This window comes from Xanthomonas sp. NCPPB 3569, from assembly GCF_041475645.2.
Classification (GTDB): domain Bacteria; phylum Pseudomonadota; class Gammaproteobacteria; order Xanthomonadales; family Xanthomonadaceae; genus Xanthomonas; species Xanthomonas phaseoli.
This window is the reverse complement of record NZ_CM192969.1, coordinates 4,156,000-4,174,723: the sequence shown is the minus strand read 5'-3', so window position 1 is coordinate 4,174,723 and position 18,724 is coordinate 4,156,000. Positions and strand designations below refer to the sequence as shown.

Annotated in this window: 15 protein-coding genes; 7 read left to right on the top strand and 8 right to left on the bottom strand. The window is 64.9% G+C overall.

The window, feature by feature from the left end; all coding sequences use genetic code 11:
- Positions 1-97: 97 nt before the first annotated feature.
- The gene (locus ACCQ03_RS17865; protein ID WP_057679581.1) at positions 98-694 is read left to right on the top strand and encodes an alpha-ketoglutarate-dependent dioxygenase AlkB family protein; all 597 of its coding nucleotides are present in this window, start codon (positions 98-100) and stop codon (positions 692-694) included.
- 476 nt (positions 695-1,170) lie between these two features.
- Here ACCQ03_RS17865 and ACCQ03_RS17860 read toward each other — a convergent pair whose 3' ends face one another.
- From ACCQ03_RS17860 to ACCQ03_RS17845, 4 genes are all read right to left on the bottom strand, one after another.
- Positions 1,171-1,815 carry an ABC-type transport auxiliary lipoprotein family protein gene (locus ACCQ03_RS17860; RefSeq protein WP_057678033.1) on the bottom strand — a complete coding sequence of 215 codons (645 nt, stop codon included), beginning with the start codon at positions 1,813-1,815 and terminating at the stop codon, positions 1,171-1,173.
- Positions 1,812-2,738: an MlaD family protein gene (locus ACCQ03_RS17855; RefSeq protein ID WP_003484185.1), complete on the bottom strand. Its 927-nt coding sequence runs from the start codon at positions 2,736-2,738 to the stop codon at positions 1,812-1,814. The genes ACCQ03_RS17860 and ACCQ03_RS17855 overlap by 4 nt, the downstream gene beginning before the upstream one ends.
- Positions 2,739-2,740: 2 nt before the next feature.
- Positions 2,741-3,577 carry an ABC transporter ATP-binding protein gene (locus ACCQ03_RS17850; RefSeq protein ID WP_057678031.1) on the bottom strand — a complete coding sequence of 279 codons (837 nt, stop codon included), beginning with the start codon at positions 3,575-3,577 and terminating at the stop codon, positions 2,741-2,743.
- Positions 3,578-3,662: 85 nt separating this feature from the next.
- A complete protein-coding gene (locus tag ACCQ03_RS17845) occupies positions 3,663-4,892 on the bottom strand; it encodes an MlaE family ABC transporter permease (RefSeq protein WP_170922359.1) in 1,230 nt (409 codons plus the stop codon).
- A gap of 51 nt (positions 4,893-4,943) precedes the next feature.
- Between ACCQ03_RS17845 and ACCQ03_RS17840 the strand changes: the two genes are divergently transcribed.
- On the top strand, positions 4,944-6,203 hold the full coding sequence (locus tag ACCQ03_RS17840) for a threonine/serine exporter family protein (protein WP_017157645.1): 1,260 nt from the start codon (positions 4,944-4,946) through the stop codon (positions 6,201-6,203).
- 56 nt (positions 6,204-6,259) lie between these two features.
- Here the strand turns inward: ACCQ03_RS17840 and ACCQ03_RS17835 are convergent, their stop codons facing one another.
- The 3 genes from ACCQ03_RS17835 to ACCQ03_RS17825 all read right to left on the bottom strand — a co-directional run bounded on the left by ACCQ03_RS17835 (position 6,260) and on the right by ACCQ03_RS17825 (position 9,374).
- Positions 6,260-6,721 (bottom strand): H-NS histone family protein, encoded by a 462-nt coding sequence (locus tag ACCQ03_RS17835; protein ID WP_209226811.1) that lies wholly within the window; start codon positions 6,719-6,721, stop codon positions 6,260-6,262.
- A 143-nt stretch (positions 6,722-6,864) separates the two neighbouring features.
- Positions 6,865-8,559 (bottom strand): proline--tRNA ligase, encoded by a 1,695-nt coding sequence (locus ACCQ03_RS17830; RefSeq protein WP_150146916.1) that lies wholly within the window; start codon positions 8,557-8,559, stop codon positions 6,865-6,867.
- A gap of 413 nt (positions 8,560-8,972) precedes the next feature.
- Positions 8,973-9,374 (bottom strand): DUF4124 domain-containing protein, encoded by a 402-nt coding sequence (locus ACCQ03_RS17825; RefSeq protein WP_008576986.1) that lies wholly within the window; start codon positions 9,372-9,374, stop codon positions 8,973-8,975.
- 131 nt (positions 9,375-9,505) lie between these two features.
- Here ACCQ03_RS17825 and pssA point away from each other — a divergent pair, with 131 nt between their 5' ends.
- The 4 genes from pssA to ACCQ03_RS17805 all read left to right on the top strand — a co-directional run bounded on the left by pssA (position 9,506) and on the right by ACCQ03_RS17805 (position 13,195).
- Positions 9,506-10,279 (top strand): CDP-diacylglycerol--serine O-phosphatidyltransferase, encoded by a 774-nt coding sequence (gene pssA / locus ACCQ03_RS17820; RefSeq protein ID WP_005913472.1) that lies wholly within the window; start codon positions 9,506-9,508, stop codon positions 10,277-10,279.
- A 22-nt stretch (positions 10,280-10,301) separates the two neighbouring features.
- Positions 10,302-10,757 carry a hypothetical protein gene (locus ACCQ03_RS17815; protein ID WP_057678028.1) on the top strand — a complete coding sequence of 152 codons (456 nt, stop codon included), beginning with the start codon at positions 10,302-10,304 and terminating at the stop codon, positions 10,755-10,757.
- Positions 10,754-11,236, top strand: a complete 483-nt coding sequence (rimI, locus tag ACCQ03_RS17810) for a ribosomal protein S18-alanine N-acetyltransferase (RefSeq protein WP_057678034.1) — start codon at positions 10,754-10,756, stop codon at positions 11,234-11,236. The genes ACCQ03_RS17815 and rimI overlap by 4 nt, the downstream gene beginning before the upstream one ends.
- 825 nt (positions 11,237-12,061) lie before the next feature.
- Positions 12,062-13,195 carry a pectate lyase family protein gene (locus tag ACCQ03_RS17805; RefSeq protein WP_017157652.1) on the top strand — a complete coding sequence of 378 codons (1,134 nt, stop codon included), beginning with the start codon at positions 12,062-12,064 and terminating at the stop codon, positions 13,193-13,195.
- 304 nt (positions 13,196-13,499) lie between these two features.
- On the opposite strand, the gene ACCQ03_RS17800 is transcribed toward ACCQ03_RS17805, so the two are convergent.
- Positions 13,500-15,473 (bottom strand): lytic murein transglycosylase, encoded by a 1,974-nt coding sequence (locus tag ACCQ03_RS17800; RefSeq protein WP_057678026.1) that lies wholly within the window; start codon positions 15,471-15,473, stop codon positions 13,500-13,502.
- 259 nt (positions 15,474-15,732) lie between these two features.
- On the opposite strand from ACCQ03_RS17800, the gene ACCQ03_RS17795 reads away from it, so the two are divergent.
- Positions 15,733-18,612 carry a TonB-dependent receptor gene (locus ACCQ03_RS17795; RefSeq protein WP_209226808.1) on the top strand — a complete coding sequence of 960 codons (2,880 nt, stop codon included), beginning with the start codon at positions 15,733-15,735 and terminating at the stop codon, positions 18,610-18,612.
- Positions 18,613-18,724: the final 112 nt, after the last annotated feature.

Below are 18,724 nucleotides of genomic sequence, written 5' to 3'. Positions count from 1 at the left end.
TTGCGCATTTTCCGGGATTGCATGTGACGGCGGCAAATCGGCGCGATTCATCCGCTGCCGACGGCGCGGTGTGGGCACGCGTGCTAGCGTCTGGCCGATGAAGATCGAGGTGGCATTGCCGGGGGCGCAGATCCGTTGGCAGCGAGGATGGCTGGACGCGGCGCAGGCCGATGCACTGCTGCAGACCTTGCTGGCGCAGGTGCGGTGGGAAGTGCACCGCATCCGCATGTTCGGGCGGGTGGTGGATTCGCCACGCCTGAGCAGCTGGATCGGCGATGCGGATGCCAGCTACCGCTATTCCGGCACGCGGTTCGCGCCACAGCCGTGGCTGGATGCATTGCAGCCGGTGCGTGCGCGCCTGCAGGCCGAGACCGGGCACCCATTCAACAGCGTGCTGGTCAATCGGTACCGAAGTGGCAGCGATGCGATGGGCTGGCACAGCGACGACGAGCCTGAGCTGGGCGCGCAGCCGTTGATTGCCTCGGTGAGCCTGGGTGCCACGCGGCGCTTTGCGTTCAAGCATCGCGACGATGCGGCGCTGAAGCAGACGCTGGAATTGGGGCACGGCGATTTGCTCGTAATGAGCAGCGATACCCAACGCTACTACAAGCATGCCCTGCCACGCACGGCGCGGCCGGTGGGGGAACGGATCAATCTGACCTTTCGGCAGATTGCGTCGGCTGGGGTAGGTTGAGGCGGGGCAAGCTTGCCGAGGGACGGTGTTTGCCCTCATCCGGCGCTACGCGCCACCTTCTCCCGTGTGCGGGAGAAGGAAGGTCGGCGGATCCCGTCGATTGCAGAGTGCTGGGTCTGATGCCGGTGAGATACGTTCTGGCTGCAGGGAGACGGATGGGATTACGGCATGCTCGGCAGACGGTGTTTGCCCTCATCCGGCGCTGCGCGCCACCTTCTCCCGCTTGCGGGAGAAGGGAGGTCGGCGGATCCCGTCGATTGCGGGGTGCTGGATCTGATGCCGGTGAGATACGTTCCGGCTGCAGGGAGACGTACGGGGTTACGGCATACTCGGCAGACGGTGTGTGCCCTCATCCGGCGCTGCGCGCCACCTTCTCCCGCGTGCGGGAGAAGGGAGGCCGGCGGATCCCGTCGATTGCAGGGTGCTGGATCTGATGCCGGGTGAGATACGTTCCGGCTACAGGGAGACGCGTCGGCTTAAGGTGTACGCGGCAGCGCCGCGCTGTCCTGCTGCCCGGTGGTCAGCGTCCAGCCGACCAGCTCGGTGGTGACCTGGGTCAGCGCCTGCTCGAACGCCGCGGCAACCGCTGCCACATCGGTGCCGCTGGACGGGCGTGCGACCAGGAAGGTGCGCGAGGCGACCACGCGTTGGTCGGCCGAGTGCAGCAGCTTGGCGTTGAGTTCGATCGTGGCCGAGGGCAGCGACTGGCCGGCGTAATCGGATTCGAAGCGGCGCAGGTCGATCGCCAGTTTGTAATCGGAGCGGATGCCGGTACCGATATGGGCCACCGCGGCGATCTTGCCGGAGTCCTCGAACGCGCGCACCACGCTGTCTTCCAGCATGTCGGTGGCCGGCTGTGCCCAACCCGCGCCGTGGTAGACCCGCAGTTCGCCAGGGGTCGGGCGCACATTGATGCGCGGGCTGTCGATGACGCGTGCGGCGCTGGGCTTGGCCACCACCAGCTGCCAGGTCACCTGCGGCCAGGTGGGATTGGGCGTCACGCGTACGGTGGGGGCGTAGATGGTGGCCGGTTTCTTGTCGCCGCCGGCCAGGACCGAGCAGCCGCCCAGCGCCAGCAACGACACGCACAACAGGGGACGCAACAGGCGCATGGCAGTCATTTCGGTTCGAACTCCTTGGGTGCGTCGCGGCCAAGCAGGTAGCGCGCAGGGTTGTTGTCCAGCTTGTCGCTGACCCGGCGCAGGTCGCGGATCAGGCCACGCAATTCGGTCAGGGTGGGGCCGAGCTGGCCCAGCCCATCGTTGGCAAAACTATTGATGGCCGCGCGGTTCTCGCCAAGGATGTTGTCGGCATTGCCGGCCGCCGAATCCAGCTTGACCAGGGTGGCATCGAGCTTTTCCAGGATGCCGGGCAGCTGCTGCACCAGGTTCTGGTCCAGCCGCTTGATGGTGCCGTTGGTGGTGGTCAGGGTGGTGTCCAGATTGCGTGCGGCATCGCGCGCGCTGACGATCAGCGCCTGCATGCCCTCATCGCGATCGGCAATGCCGCCGCTGATCTTTTCCAGGTTCTGCAGCGTGGCCGAAATGCTGGCCACGTTCTTGTCCGAGAGCATCTGGTCCATGCGCTCGACGATGCGATTGGCGGTGTCGGTGATGTTCTGCAGCGCCGACGGGGTGGTCTGGATGATCGGCGCATCGCTCTTGTCGATGGTGGTCAGCGCCGGCGCTTCGGGCGTGCCGCCGGAGAGCTGGATGATCGACGGGCCGGTGAGGCTGGTGATCGCCAGCTTGGCGCGGGTGTCGCTCTTGATCGGCGTGGTCGAATTGACCCGCACGTGTGCGACGACCTGGCGCGGGTCGTTCGGCGCCAGGGTCAGCTCGGTGATCGAGCCGACTGCGATGCCGTTGTATTGCACCGGGCTGCCGACCGACAGGCCGGTCACCGCCTCGCGGAACACCACCCGGTACTGCTGCCAGGTGCGGTCGGAGGAGTACTTGGCGGCCCACAGCCCGAACAGCAGCAGGGCCAGGCCGGCCACGATGGTGAAGGCGCCGATCAGGACGTAATTGGCTTTGGTTTCCATGCTCAGGCGGTCTCGGTGGAGTCGGTCTTGGCCGCGCGCGCGGCGCGGGCGCGCGGACCGTGGAAATAGTCCTGGATCCAGGGGTGATCGATCTGCTCAACCTCGGCCAGCGGCGCGTTGGCGATCACCTTGCGATCGGCCAGCACCGCGATGCGGTCGCAGATGGCGTACAGCGTATCCAGGTCGTGGGTGATCAGGAACACGGTCAAGCCCAACGCCTGCTGCAGGGTGCGGATCAGGCGGTCGAAGGCGGCCGCGCCGATCGGGTCCAGCCCGGCGGTGGGTTCGTCCAGGAACAGCAACGGTGGATCCAGCGCCAGCGCACGTGCCAGGCCGGCACGCTTGCGCATACCGCCGGACAATTGCGAGGGCAGCTTGTCCAGCGCATCGGCAGGCAGGCCGGCCAGCTTGATCTTCAGCAGCGCCAGTTCGAAATACCAGCGCTCGGGAAACTCGCCATGGTGTTCCTTCAGTGGCACCTGCACGTTTTCGCCCACGGTCATCGACGAAAACAGCGCCCCGTCCTGGAACAGCACGCCGGTATTGCGGGTGATGTGCTGGCGGTCGGCGAACCGGCCCGAGCGCGCGTCCGCGCCCAGCACCTGGATGCTGCCGGCATCAGGCTCGCGCAGGCCCAGGATGCTGCGCATGAGCACCGACTTGCCAGTGCCCGAACCGCCGACCACACCAAGAATTTCGCCGCGCCGCACGTCCAGATCCAGGTCTTCGTGCACGGTCTGGCTACCGAAACGGTTGGTGAGCCCGCGCACGGAGATCGCCAGCTGGTCGTCGTCGGCCTCTGGGGCGGGCTTGGGGATTTGGGATTCGGGATTGGTCACAGCACAACTCTCCCGAAGCTCAGTGCGCCAGCCACGCTTCTGCTTTGCACCAATCCCGAATCCCGAATGTCGAATCCCCGCCCCATCACCACCCCATCTTCATGAACCACAACGCCGCGATCGCGTCGAGGATGATGACCAGAGAAATCGTCTGCACCACCGAGGACGTGGTGCGTTCGCCCACCGATTGCGCGGTGCCGTTGACTTTCAGCCCTTCCAGGCAGCCGATCAGGCCGATCACCAGCGCAAACAACGGTGCCTTCGAGAGCCCGACCAGGAAATGCCGCAACTGGATGGTTTCGTGCATGCGCGCCAGATACATCTGCGGCGGAATATCCAGGTCGAACGCACCCACGGTGACGCCGCCGGCCAGGCCGGCGATCATCGCGATGAAGGTCAGCAGCGGCAGGGTGAAGATCAGTGCGAGCAAGCGCGGGATCACCAGCAGGTCGATCGGGTCCAGGCCCAGGGTGCGGATCGCGTCCACTTCCTCGCGCGATTTCATCGCCCCGATCTGCGCGGTGAAGGCGCTGGCGGTGCGGCCTGCCAACACAATTGCCGTCAGCAGCACCGCGAATTCGCGCAGGAAGGCGATGGACACCAGCTCCACCACGTAAATTTCCGCACCGAAGTCGCGCAGGATGGTCGAGCCCAGGAAGGCGATCACCGCACCCACCAGATACGACAGCAGCACCACCAGCGGCACCGCGTCCAGGCCCACCTGTTCCATGTGGTGCACGGTGGAGGTCAGCCGGAAGCGCCGCGGCTCGTGGATCAGCCGCATGATCTTGACCAGGTTTTCGCCCAGAAAACTGTTCAGCTCCAGGATGTCCTGGCCGACGCGATGCGTGGCCCGGCCCAGGCGGTCGAGCGCGGCGACGAAGCCGTAATCGCGTTTGGGCTTGGGGCGCTCGTCGTTGAGTTCCTCGATGGTGCACACCAGTGCCTGGTGTTCATCGCGGAAATCGATCGCGTCTTCCTTCAGTCCCATGCGGCCGGCAAAGCGCAGCAGCTGCAGGACGCCGGCCGAATCCAGCTGCTGGATGCCGCGCGCGTCGATGCGGCGCACCCCGTCGGGTACGGCCTGCAGCAGTTCTGCCTGGGGCAGGGCGGTCGCCAGGACCCAACTGCCAGCGAGGCGGACCTGTGCCTGATCCTGCGAGTCTTGTTCGATGCGTGGAGGTTGCGGTTTGATCATGGGTGGCCTGTCCGTGGCGCCAGCATACAGGGCCAATGTGAGCGACGGATGGGGACGCAACCGCAGCGGTGTGCCGATGGCCGTCAATGAGGACGCCGGCCACGCGTGCTGCGGCATACACTGGCTGCCTCGCCGGACACGGCGTTTCTCCGATCCGACCCGCCACGCATGTCCGCTGCCACCGTTGTCCTCCCGTCCGCCAGCGCTACCTACGCCCAACGCGTCGCCTTCGTGTCCGAAATCGCCGGGCGCCTGCATTCCTATGGCACCACCGCGCAGCGGCTGGAAGCAGCCGTGGTGGGGTTGTCGCAGAAGCTGGGCCTGGACTGCGAGCCCTGGTCCAACCCCACCGGCATCATCCTGAGCTTCAGCGACCCCACCAAGGCGATTGGCTCCAGCGATATCACGCGGGTGATTCGCCTGGCGCCGGGCGAAAACGATCTCTACAAGCTCAGCGTGGCCGATTATGTGGCCGACAGCGTGGCCAACGGGCGCATGAGCATCGCGCAAGGACACACCGCATTGCGCCGGCTGGACCGCGAGGTGGACCGGCGCGGCAAGACCCTGCAGGTGCTGGCGTTCGGGCTGGCCGCTGCCGGCGTGGCCGGGCTGTGGAAGCTGCCGTGGCTGGATATCGCCACGGCCGGGGCGATCGGCATGTCAATCGGCCTGCTCACCCAGTACACCGACAAGCGCGCTGCCACCAAGGAAGCCGGCGAGGCGTTGGCCGGCCTGCTGGCCGGGGTGGTGGCGGCGCTGGTGGCCTCGCTGCTGGGGCCGTTGAACCTCAATACGGTGATCATCGCCTCGCTGGTGGTGCTGCTGCCGGGCATGTCATTGACCAATGCGTTCAACGAGCTGGCCAGCCAGCATTGGGTCTCCGGCACCGCGCGTCTGGCCGGTGCGGTGACCACGGTGCTCAAGCTGACCGTGGGTGCGGTCATTGCGGTGACCCTGACCCAGCTGGTTGGCCTGCATCCCCAGGTGGCCGCGCTGCGGCCGCAGGCCGGCTGGGTGGAATGGGCCTCGCTGGTAGTGGCCGCTTATGCGTTCGCGGTGTTGTTCAAGGCCAATCGACGTGATTATTTATGGATCATGGCGGCGGCCATGTCAGGTTATGTCATCGCGCGTTATGCAGGACATGCCTGGGGCGGCCCGGCCGGGGTATTCGCCTCGGCGATGGCATTGACCGCTGCGGGAAATTTATTCGGGCGCGTGGTGCACAAGCCCGGCGCGCTGATCCGGTTGCCCGGCATCATCATGCTGGTTCCCGGGAGCGTCAGTTTGCGTGGCTTTCTGACCTTGGTGCAGCAACAGGATGTCAGCGTCGGACAAGCCGCACTCTTGGCAGTGACAAATATTGTCATGGCATTGATGGCCGGATTGCTGTTTGGCAATCTGCTCATTCCTGCCCGCAAGAATTTATAAGGGGAAACACCGCGCAATAAAAACGCCGGCATGGCCGGCGTTTTTATTGGTTTGAATCAGGCAGCCTTGGACTTCTTGGTGGCGCGCTTGGTGACGGCCTTGCGTGGCGAAGCATTCTTTGCGGTCGCCTTTTTCGCACCGCCGACCTTGCTGATCAGGAAGTCTTCCACCTTCTTGCCGGCGGCAGTCAACTCGGCCAGCCAGCGCGGCTGCTTGCCACGGCCGGTCCAGGTTTCCTGGGCGTTGGCGGGGTTGCGATACTTCGGCGGCACCTTGCCCAGCTTGCGGCCGGCACGCGGACCCGGCTTGCCGGCACCGGCCGGACGGCCCGGACCGGCACTGGCAGAAGCGCCAAACAATTCTTCGATGGAATAACCCTGGGCTTTTGCAGCGCGGGTCAGCTGCGTGCGGACCTTGGCGATCGGCGCGCGCTTGGCAACCACGGTCTGCTGCTTCTTTGCATTTTTGATCAGGGCGCTCAACTGCTTGGCCGACAGGCCACTGAGATCGATCGACATCACTGCTCCGGAAGATGAGAGAAAAAGAATGCCGGTCCATGGCAGCGGTGGCCATCATAAAGTGAGAAAACCGGTGTGACAAATGCGCCGAAATAATTCGGCGCTTTGTGTTCATCCATTGGAAGCCGATACCCGGGGTTTGATCAAGGCGCCAGGCGGGAGAATAACCCGGCTTTATCCAGGTTTTCCGCTGCATCGGCGGTACGGGCGCGATATTCAAATGTGCCAGCCGCCAATCCACGCTCCGAGACCACCACCCGATGCGGAATGCCCAGCAGTTCCATATCGGCGAACATCGCGCCCGGGCGCAGTCCGCGGTCGTCCAGGGCGGCATCCAGGCCGGCGGCAAGCAATTCGTCCAGCAAGGCCTGGGCGGCAACGAGCACCTGCGGGTCCTGCTTGGGATTGATCACGCAGACCACCACCTGCCACGGCGCCATCGGCGCGGGCCAGATGATGCCGGCATCGTCATGGTTCTGTTCGATCGCCGCGGCCACGATGCGCGAAATGCCGATGCCGTAGCAGCCCATCTTCATCACCGTCGCCTTGCCGCCTTCGTCGATGACCGTGGCTTGCAGCGCCTGCGCATACTGGCTGCCGAGCTGGAACACATGGCCCACCTCGATGCCGCGAGCCAGGCGCAGTTCGCCGCCATCGGCCGCGCGTTCGCCTTCGACCACGTTGCGCACATCGGCCACGGTCTGCGGTTCGGGCAGATCGCGGCCCCAGTTGACGCCGACCAGGTGCGCGCCGGACACATTCGCGCCGACCACGAAATCGGCCAGGGCGGCGACATCGCGGTCGGCCACCACGCGTACCGGGCGCGCGGTATTGACCGGGCCCAGGAAGCCCGGCTCGCAGCCGAGGTGGTCGCGGATCTCGCTTTCGTTGGCCAGGCGGTAATCGGCCAGCCCGGGCACCTTGGCCAGCTTGATCTCGTTGACCGCGTGATCGCCACGCACCAGTACCAGCACGAAGCCGGCCTGGGTCATCACCGCCACCGACTTGACGGTGCGCTGCAGCGCGATGCCGAGCAACTGGGCCACGTCTTCGCAGGTCTTCTGGGTGGGCGTTGCCACCTGCTGCATCGGCTCGCTGGCCGCGGCGCGTGGGGCCGGCGGTGCCGCACTGGCGGTTTCCACGTTGGCTGCGTAATCGGAGCCAGTGGAGAACGCCAGCGAGTCTTCGCCGGAGTCGGCGATGACGTGGAATTCCTGCGATGCGTCGCCGCCGATGGCGCCCGAATCGGCCTGCACGGCGCGGAAATCCAGTCCCAGGCGGGTGAAGATGCGTGTGTAGGCGGCACGCATGTTGTCGTATTCGCGTGCCATGTCCTCGTCGGTGAGATGGAACGAGTACGCGTCCTTCATCAGGAACTCGCGCGCACGCATCACCCCGAAGCGCGGGCGGATCTCATCGCGGAATTTGGTCTGGATCTGATAGAAATTCAGCGGCAGCTGCTTGTAGCTGTTGATTTCCTGGCGCGCGAATTCGGCCGCGGCCTCTTCGGCGGTGGGGCTGTAGCAGAACTCCTGTTCCTTGCGGTCCTTGATCTTGAGCAGCTGCCCGCCGAACTTTTCCCAACGCCCGGTGGCGTCCCACAGCTCGCGCGGCTGGATGGTGGGAAACAGCACTTCCACTGCGCCGGCGCGGTTCATCTCTTCGCGCACGATGGCTTCGACCTTGCGCAACACGCGCAGGCCCAGCGGCGACCAGGTATACAGCCCGGAGGCCAGCTTGCGGATCATGCCCGCGCGCAGCATCAGACGGTGGCTGACCAGCTCGGCGTCGGCCGGGGTTTCCTTGGTGGTGTGCAGGTGGAACTGGGAAAGACGCATCGGGCTTCGCTTGGGCGGAAAGCCGCTAGTTTGCCAGTCTCGCGCCCTGCCGGTCATCGCCAGGCGCGCGTTGCCGGGTGTCGCCGGCCAGGTAGGCCGCTGGGCAGCGGCTCTCAGGTGGCTGGCCCGCGGTCGCGAATGCGTTGCCAGGGGAAGGGGAATGCGCTGAAATTTGGGCTGGACGAGTGGCCGATGCCAACCTGGGCAGCTGGAGGGCAGCAACCCCGGCGTGCCTGACAGCCGTGCGAGTCGTCGGCTCTCGTTTCTAGCCGGCGCGACTCCAAGCGGTTCGAGGCGCCTACCGCCGGCATATCAGCGGGTGAGCGCGACAGAGGCCGGCGGCATGACACGCTTCGTGCACGTCATCCCGCAGGCCGGCAGGCGCTTGCCGCTGTGCCGTGCCCCGATCCCGCTCAGGTGGCCGGGCCGCCCGGGGCGGCCGGCTTGCAATAGGCCTTGACGGCAGCGTCGGCCAGGTTCCTCTGGGTCGCACGGGCTTCCTGGTCCAACACGGCGCCAGGCTTGCCATCGGCGCCGGCCGCCATGGAAACCTCTCCCTTGCCGCTGAGCAGTTCCAGATTGCGACGCGCGGTGAGGCAGTCGGCCGATTCGGGCGCGGCTGTCTCTGCTGCAGCAATGGCCGCGGTGCCGCTGCGCGCGTCGATGCGGCGCGCTTCATAGCGCTGGCCGGTGGGTGGCGGGGTTTCGGTGTAGTGGGTCACGCCCTTGGCGTCCTTCCACTTATAAAGATCGGTCGCGCCGGCGGCGGCGCTGACCAGCATCAATAGGGCGCAAAGCCCGGACGACAGCTGCATGTGGCTTCCCCTGGATGATTCCCGTCGCGATTGCAGCATCCGCAGCGGGCCCTGGCAAGTGATGGGCGCGCAGGGTGCTGAACCAGCAAGCGCGCTACCGCCGGACAGACCTCAGGCCCTACACTTGGCGGATGGATGAGATGAGACCGCCCCCGCGCTCGCGCACGATTTACCTGCTGCCGAACCTGTTCACCACCGCCGGGCTGTTTTCCGGTTTCTACGCCATCATCGCCGCGGCCAATGGGCAGTTCGTCCAGGCCGCCATGGCGGTGTTCGTGGCTGCGGTGATGGACGGGCTGGATGGCAGGGTGGCGCGTCTGACCAATACCAGCAGCGAATTCGGTGTGCAGTACGACTCGCTGGCCGACCTGGTCAGCTTCGGCATGGCGCCCGCGCTGGTGATGTACCACTGGTCGCTGTCGGCGTTGAAGTACGATAGTAGCGTGATGGGCCGGGTCGGTTGGTCGGCTGCCTTTCTGTATGCGGCCTGCGCGGCGCTGCGGCTGGCGCGTTTCAACACCCAGGTCGGCGTGGTCGACAAACGCTGGTTCATCGGTCTGGCCAGCCCGGCGGCGGCTGGCCTGATGATGTCCTTCGTTTGGGCCTTTGCCGACGACAGCCTGGGCTTCGATGGCGAGCAGCTGCGCTATGTGGCGCTGGCCGTCACGGTGGTGTCGGCGTTGCTGATGGTCAGCCGGATCCGCTTCTGGAGCTTCAAGGGCGGCGCGCGTGGTCCGCGTGCCGACCGCGTGCCGTTCCTGGCACTTGCGATCGCCACGGTGGTGATTGCGCTGCTGGTGATCGATCTGGCGCGCTCGCTGCTGGTGATCGGGGTTCTGTACGCCTTGTCTGGCCCGTTGATGTGGCTGTGGCGACGCTGGCGGCGCGTGCCCGAGCTGCCATGAGCCGGTTTTCGTGAGCGACTCGATGAGCGAGCCGATGTGGTCCGATCTGCAGGTGTCGTATCTGCAGGCGCTGGGGCACACCGTGTATCTGGACCGCGATGCGGTCGACGCGTTGCCCGCGCCTGTCGAGGTTGCCGAGCGCGCGCCCATGGCTGCACCGGCACGTGTGGAGCGTGCGCCGCAAGCTGCGACGGCCAATGCGCCCGTTGCGCGGCGCACTGCACCGGCGGCACCGGCCGAAGCGCCCCGCGCGCCCAGCGCTGCGCCAGTGTCGGCGCCGCAACGGCGCAGCCGTGTCGGCATGCCGGATCGCCTGCAGATGGCCTTGCTGCGCGCGTCCGGCTGCAATCCGGGCGATCCTGCGACCCAGGCCTTGATGGCCTCCTGGCCGCTGGCGGAACTGCGCGGCAATCCGGCCGCCAAGCGTGCGCTGTGGCCGCAGCTGCGCGCGCTGCGTCGGCGCCGGGACCCGGCGTGAGCGCATTGAACGTGCCGCAACCCACCTCGCTGCGCGCCATGCGCGAGAGCGACCTGGATGCGGTGATGGAGATCGAGCTGCGCGCCTATCCGTTTCCGTGGACGCGCAACATCTTCCGCGACTGCCTGCAGGCGGGGTATCCGGGCTGGGTGATGGAGCAGGGCGGCCGGGTCATTGGCTATGGCGTGATCAGCATCGCCGCCGACGAGGCGCACGTGCTCAACGTCTGCATCGCACCGGAGGCGCAATCGCAAGGCTACGGTCGCGTGTTGCTGCGCGCGCTGATCAAGGGCGCCTGCGATCGCGGTGCGCGGCGGGCGTTTCTGGAGGTGCGCCCGTCCAATCCGTCGGCGATTGCGCTGTACCACTCCGAAGGTTTCAACGAAATCGGCCGGCGTCCGCGCTACTACCCATCCCACACCGGGCGCGAAGACGCGTTGGTGATGGCGATCGAGTTGTTCTTCGAAGGATTTTCGTAAGCGCACGCACTCGTCGTTGAGGATGCGGCTGGTTGGTATCGCTGCGCTGCGCGGTCGTTGCGCTGGATGCCGGCGCTGATAGTTTTTCGATTCGATGCTTGCGCTGAGCGACTGCATGGCGCATCTGCGCATGGGCCGTGCGGTATCACGCTTGCCCAACGGGCGTGTCTTGCGCACTGCCGAGCGGCTTGATGAGGTCTCCAGCGAAGCGGCAGTCGGGATCGATCGATGGCAACGCTGACCCAGGCGCATCAAGACGCGTGGCGTCAACACGATGCTGCGCCTGTGCAATCGATTCCATCGCGGTCACGCGAAACGCCGGTAGCAGCGCAGCGATAAATTTGCGCTTCGCACAGGATGCGGGCAGATACGTCCGCCTGCGAGGTGGCGAATGTTTCGCCACGGACCGATAGGCGCTTATGCGTTGCTCCGGTCGGATGTGGGCGGCGATTTATGTCGAATGCCGCAGCGCGGCAATGGATTGCAACGACTAGCGCGCCAAGAAATACCGGTATTTGAATGGTGGCCCGCATTCTCGCGTGGCATCCCGCATGGCGTGACACGCAATCTTGCTGCGTTGCAGTGTCCTTGCGTTGTCTCTGCGTGTCCTGATCGAAGCGTTTTGTCTCTTATTTTTTGTCTCGCAAGCGTTTGCGTGATTACGCATGCATATCCGAAAAACGTCTAGATACAAGCGGTTGCAATGCTCCTAGTATCGGATCCGCGGAATGGAATATTCCACAGCTGAATAATACGTTCCGAGTCTGCTGGACCAGGGGTGCGCCGCGGCGCGGCGCATCGAACCCATCTGAGGGAGAGATCAAGATGAAGCCGAAATTTTCGACGGCGGCCGCCGCGTCGCTGTTCGTTGGGTCGTTGCTGCTCACCGGCGTTGCCTATGCCGATGCGGCGTTGGAGGTTGCAACCACGGGTTGGGCAACCCAGAACGGCGGCACCAAGGGCGGCTCCAAGGCAGCTGCCGCCAATATCTACACCGTCAAGAATGCTGCCGAGTTGAAAGCTGCATTGAGCGCAAGCGTCGGTAGCAATGGACGCATCATCAAGGTCAGCGGCATCATCGATATCAGCGAAGGCAAGCCGTACACCAAGACCTCGGACATGAAGACGCGCGCGCGTCTGGACGTGCCCACCAAGACCACGCTGATCGGCATCACCAGCAACGCGGAAATTCGCGAGGGCTATCTGTACGTCAAGGCCAACGACGTCATCATCCGCAATATCACGATCGAAAATCCCTGGGACCCGGAGCCGGTCTGGGATCCGGATGATGGCAGTGCCGGCAACTGGAATGCGGAGTACGACGGCCTGACCGTGGAAGGCGCCAGCAACGTGTGGGTGGACCATGTCACCTTCACCGATGGCCGTCGTACCGACGATCAGAACGGCACCGCAAATGGCCGTCCCAAACAGCATCACGACGGCGCAATGGACATCAAGAAAGGCGCCAATTTCGTTACCGTCTCGTATTCGGCCTTCAAGTCGCACGAGAAGAACAACCTGATTGGCTCCAGCGACAGCGCCTCCAGCACCGACAGCGGCAAGCTCAAGGTCACCATTCACAACACCCTGTTCGAAAACATTTCTGCGCGCGCTCCGCGCGTGCGCTTCGGTCAGGTGCATCTGTACAACAACTACCACGTCGGCAGCACCAGCAATACGGTCTACCCGTTCTCCTACGCGCATGGCGTGGGCAAGGAGTCGAAGATCTTCTCCGAGCGCAACGTGTTCGAGATCAGCGGCGTGAGTAGCTGCGACAAGATCGCTGCCGACTACGGTGGCAGCGTGTATCGCGATCAGGGTTCGCTGCTCAATGGCAAGGCGCTGTCGTGCTCGTGGAACACCAACATCGGCTGGACACCGCCGTATACCTACAACCTGCTCTCGGCCGACAAGGTCGCTGCAGACGTCAAGGCCAAGGCAGGCGCCGGCAAGCTCTAACCGCCACCGGTTGCAGGCTCTCATGCAGCGCTGCACGCAGTTGCACAACGCCCGCAGTGATGCGGGCGTTGTGCGTTTCAGGTGGAGGTGGATGTCGCCTGGCGGAGATGCGGCGTTGCAACGCGCGGATGGGAGCTGCTTGCAGCACCCTTACCTATCCATGCCTATCCATGGCTGCTGGACGTGCTGCAGGTACATCCCTGCCGGTACCCGCGCGGCATCCGTGCTGCGTCAGGTTCTGTACGCAATGACGGCGCCGCGCACTCGCCAAGGCCCTGCAACCGTGCAGGTCTTCTGGCATCGCTCAATCCTGCGCGGCGTTATTGGCTGCCTGGCCCGGGGTACAGACCGGCTTCAAACGCTTGTCCACCAGCTTGCCCATGAGCCGGTCGCTCAGCGGCAGCATGTCGCCGTTGAGGCGCCAGTCGTAGATCACGCTGAAGGCCAACACGCGCGCGACATAGTCGCGGGTTTCCTTGTAGCTGATGGTTTCGATCCAGAAATCCGGCTCGAAATTCGGCCGCTGCGACTGCCAGCGTCCGGTGGGGCCGGGACCTGCGTTATAGGCGGCAATGGTGAGATAGGGCAGCCCGTAGGTGTTGAGCAGCTGGCGCAGGTACGCCGTGCCGATGGCGATGTTGGTGGCCGGCTCATAGAGGCTGCTGGCGCCTGCATAGCCGGGCAGAGCGATCCCCTTGGCGACGGCCGCGCCAGTGCCAGGCAACACCTGCATCAGGCCCATTGCGTTGGCCGGCGAGCGCGCGCGCGGATTGAAGATGCTTTCGGCACGAATTTCCGCAGCCACCCAGGCGGGGTCGATTGCATTCTTGGCGGCCTCGCGGCGAATGCTGTCGTCGTGGTGCAGCGGGAAACGCAACGAGTAGAGGCGTTGTTCGTCCGGCTGCTTGCCGAGCGCGAATACCGCACGGTCGAACCAGCCGTTGTCGCTGGCAACTTCCACTGCCAGACGGCGCTGGGTGTCGTCGAAGCGGGTGGCGGCATCGTTCCATTCGGCCACGGCCCAACCGGGGCGGTCGATCTGAAATAGGGCGATTGCGCGGACCAAGGCCGGGTCGCGCGCAACAGCAGCCTTCGCCTGCGCGCTGTCGTTGGGCTCCCAGGGGCACAGCCGGTAAGGCTGCTGCAGGCGGTCGGCGGCCAGGAATCCGTGGAAGGTCGGCGATTGCGCGGCGGCGCGATACAGCGGCTGGGCGGCTGCAGCGGCGCCGGTCTTTTCGGCCAGGCGGGCTTCGAAGTACTGCCACCGCGAGTCGCTGCGTTGGCTCGCCGGCATCCTGCGAATTGCGGCCAACGCCGCCGGCCAGTCGCCGCGCGACATCGCCTCGCGTGCACGCCATTCGTGCAGGCGCTCGTCGTAGGACGCTTCCGGTACGGCATTGAGTCGCCGCGCCGAATCCGGCAGATAAGAGGCGACGGTCCACAACGCGATCTGGTACAGCACCTGCCCACGCTGCGCTTCGCTGAAGCCGAGCGCACTGGCAAGTTGCGGTAGCTGCTGTTCGGCGGCGTCGGGATCGCTCTTGGCCAGCTTGGCCAGTCCGTCAACGGCGATGCGGCGGCTGCGCTCGGTCTTGGGCCAACCTAGTGCGCGCGGGTGGACCTTGTCGAGAAAGGCAGCGTAATCGATGGCCAGCGTCAGATCGGCCGCCGGCAGCCCACGCGCGGCGGTGCGCATCACCGCAGGCAGTTGTGCATCGGCAGCGGCTTCCACGCGTTCCCAGCGCAGCGCCGGCGTGAGTTCGCCGCGCGATTCCAGCCCGGCAACCACTGCATCGCAGGCGTCGGGCAGCGCCTTACCGTTGCGCCACAGCGTCAGCGCATCGCGGCTCCACTGTGCATCGGCCTTGCCGGTGGCCTGGCGCGCAGTCAGTTGTGCGCAGCGCAGGCCGACGTTGTCGGTGGGCTTCCAGTTGGCCAGCAGCGCGTTCCAGTCTTGCCGACGTGCCAACGCCGGCAACCAGGTGCTGCGGAAGCTTTCAGCCACGGGCTGGCCGGCGTAACGCTGCAAGAATGCTTGCGCCTGGGCATTGGAGACGGTGTCGATCGTGCGCTTGAGCGTGGCAAATTCCAGCCATCCATACAGCGGATGGCGGCTCAACGCAGCGAGCTGGCCGGCATCGGTCTGGCCGCGCTCTGCGGCCGCGATGGCATCGCGCATGGCAGTCAGTTGTGGGTCGAGGGTTTGCGCGTGCAATGCGGTGCTGCCAAGGCACAGCAGGCCGATGAAAATAGTGGCAAGTCGGGGGGCATAAGTCATGGCGCGATGATACCCAAGCACGCCTGAGCACCTGAGTGAATGCGCGTCGCTCGCGCGTGATGGGAAGGCCACTTTCGGTAGCACGCGTGATGGGCCGAGCACGCAGGTATGTGCAGACAACACCGCGTCACCACCGCTGCTGCGCCGTTGGCTGCTGCACCGCCAGTTGCGGCGCGTTAATGTTTCGTTTAAGAATTGGGGAGGACCGCAGGGCACGGGGGCGTGCGGACACTCAAGAATCCTTCTGGAGAGAGAAAGGATGAAGCGTCTGATTGGCCCCCGTCGGTCATGCCTGGCCGTGCAGTTGTCGTTGTGTCTGATTCCCACACTCGCCTGGGCGCAACAGCCCGAAGCCGCGTCGAGCACGCGTACGCTCGACAGCGTGCAGGTCACCGGCACACGTATCAAAACCGCCGAATTGCAGGGCCAGGTACCGATCCAGACGCTCAATCGCGCCGATATCGAACGCACCGGCCTGACCTCCATCGGCGAGGTCCTGCAGGAACTCACCGCGTCCGGTTCGGCGCTCAATGCCAAGTTCAATTCCTCCGGCAACTTCGGTTTTCCGCCCGATGGCAGCGGCGTGGGCGCCGGCTCGGCGCAGGTGGATCTGCGCCATCTCGGTTCCAAGCGTGTGCTGGTGCTGGTGGATGGCATTCGCTGGGTCAACGAATCCTCTGCGTCCGGCGTGGGCTCGTCGACCGATCTCAACACCATTCCGCTGGCGATCGTCGAGCGCATCGAAGTGCTCGAAGACGGCGCCTCGTCGCTGTATGGCTCGGATGCCATTGCCGGTGTGGTCAACATCATCACCCGTCGCACGTTCGACGGTGCGCAGGTCACGCTCAACTACGGGCAGTACGGCAAGGGCGATGGCGCCAACCAGGGCATGGACCTGGCCTGGGGCACCAGCGGAGAGAATTTCAGCCTGTTCTTGGGCGCCAGCTATGTCAAGCAGGATCCGATCTATGCGCGTGATCGTGCGCAGGCACGCTTCCCGATTCCTGGCACCGGGCTGACCTTCGCCAGCTCGGCTACGCCGGATGGCCGCTTCCAGTTCGTCGATCCCAACACCGGCGTACGCCAGAACCTCACGCCCAATGCCGGCGTCGGTACACCGCAATACGATGGCAGCGGCGGTTGCACGCGCAGCGACGACTATCACTGCTTCGGCACCGCAGACCGCTACAACTTTGCCGAGCAGAACCTGTTGCTGACGCCGTCCGAGCGCAAGGGCGTGTTTGCGCAGTTCCGCTATTACTTCAACGACGACGTGCAGTGGTACGTCAAGGCGTTGGGCAACCGGCGCGAATCGACCAACCAGGCCGCACCGGAGCCCATCTTCCTCGGGCCCGATGCCGGTACCGGCAACCCGCTGGCCGACAACATCGTGATCTCCGCGCTCAATCCGTTCAACCCGTTCGGATTCGATCTGGATTCGGCCACCAATCTGATCCAGATCGGTCGCAGGCCGGTGGAAGGCGGGCCGCGGCGCTACGAGCAACAGGTCGATACCCAATATTTCGGCACCGGGCTGGTCGGCACGTTCGAAGGCGCAGGGCGGACCTGGTTCTGGGACGTCAACGGCATGTACAGCAAGAACAAGGCCGAGCAGACCAACTACGGCAGCTACAACCTCTACAACATCAACCTGGCGTTGGGCGACCCGGCTGCCTGCGCGGCCGTGGCGGGCTGCGTGCCGCTGGATATCTTCAGCGGTGCCGGCAGCATCACGCCGGAGATGTTGCGCTGGATCCAGCCGGTGGTGCGCGACCGCAGCCAGAACGAATTGAGCCTGTTCACCGCCAACCTCAGCAGCGAGTTGTTCCAGTTGCCCGGCGGTGCGGTGTCGTTCGCCGGCGGTTACGAATACCGCAAGTACGAAGGCGCCTATCAGCCCGATCCGCTCACGGTAGCCGGGCGTTACAACGGCGTGCCCTCGTTGCCGACCTCGGGCAGCTACGACGTCAACGAGGCTTATCTCGAACTCAATATTCCGATCTTCGCCAACTCGGCATTGGGCGACAAACTCGATCTGAATATCGCCGGGCGTTATTCGGACTATTCGACATTCGGTGGCGAGTTCACGCCGAAATACGGTCTGCGCTGGCAGGTCACCGATGAGTTCGTGTTGCGCACCAGCTATGCGGAAGGCTTCCGCGCGCCCACCATCGGCGAGTTGTTCGGTTCGGCGGCGCGTGCGGACCTGCAGTTGTCGGACCCGTGCTCGATCGGTCTGGGCGGCACTGCGCCGCGCGGCAGTGCGGCCAATTGCGCCGCGCTCGGCGTGCCTGCCGGCTACCAGCAGGCCAACCAGCAGATCTCGGTCACCACCGGCGGCAACGAGCAGCTGGATCCGGAGCGTTCGCGCAGTTTCAGTGCGGGTTTCGTCTTCAGCCCGGGATTTGCGAGCGATGCCAGCTGGTCCGACCGCCTCGATCTGGAGGTGACCTTCTATCGCCATCATGTGGATGGTGCGATCCAGGCGATCAATGCGCAAACGCAGCTGGATCTGTGCGTGGATACGCTGGATGCGTTGTACTGCAATGGCATCGGGCGGGCGTCCACCGGCGGCATCAACGCCTTCAACAACCGCTTGACCAACCTGGGCTCGATCAAGACCGACGGTTGGGACGTGGATCTGTTCTGGACCTTGCCGCAAACCGCATTCGGGCGCTTCAAACTTTCGTGGCAGAACACCTTGGTGGGCCGCTACGAGGCGCTGGGTGCGGCGGGGCAGCGACAGCCGCAAGGGCCGGGCATCGAGGTGGTGGACAGCGCAATTCCGGAGTGGACCAGCAACGCGGTACTGGATTGGTCGCTGGGCAACTGGACGGCTTCGTGGACTGCGCGGCACATTTCCAAACTGACCGAGCAGTGCGGTGATGCGGTGGAGTTTGCGGTGTGTTCGGATCCGTCGGCGGGAACCAACCGCCTGGATGCAATCACCTATCACGATGCGCAGGTGGGCTATCGCATCGATTGGCTCAAGGGCCTGCAACTCACGGCCGGCGTGAACAACGTGTTCGACAAGGATCCGCCGATCTGCTTGTCGTGCTCCCTCAATGGCTACGACGCATCCACCTACGACATCCCTGGCGGACGCTTCTGGTATGCGCGTGTGGATTTGAAGTTCTAGTTCAACCGCACTTGATCTGGTTGGTGGGCGCGTGAGTCGGTTGCAAGGCGTTGGGGCTCTTGCCTCACTGCAGGGCCCTTGCCAGCCCACCATCGCGGGACACGCTGCAAGT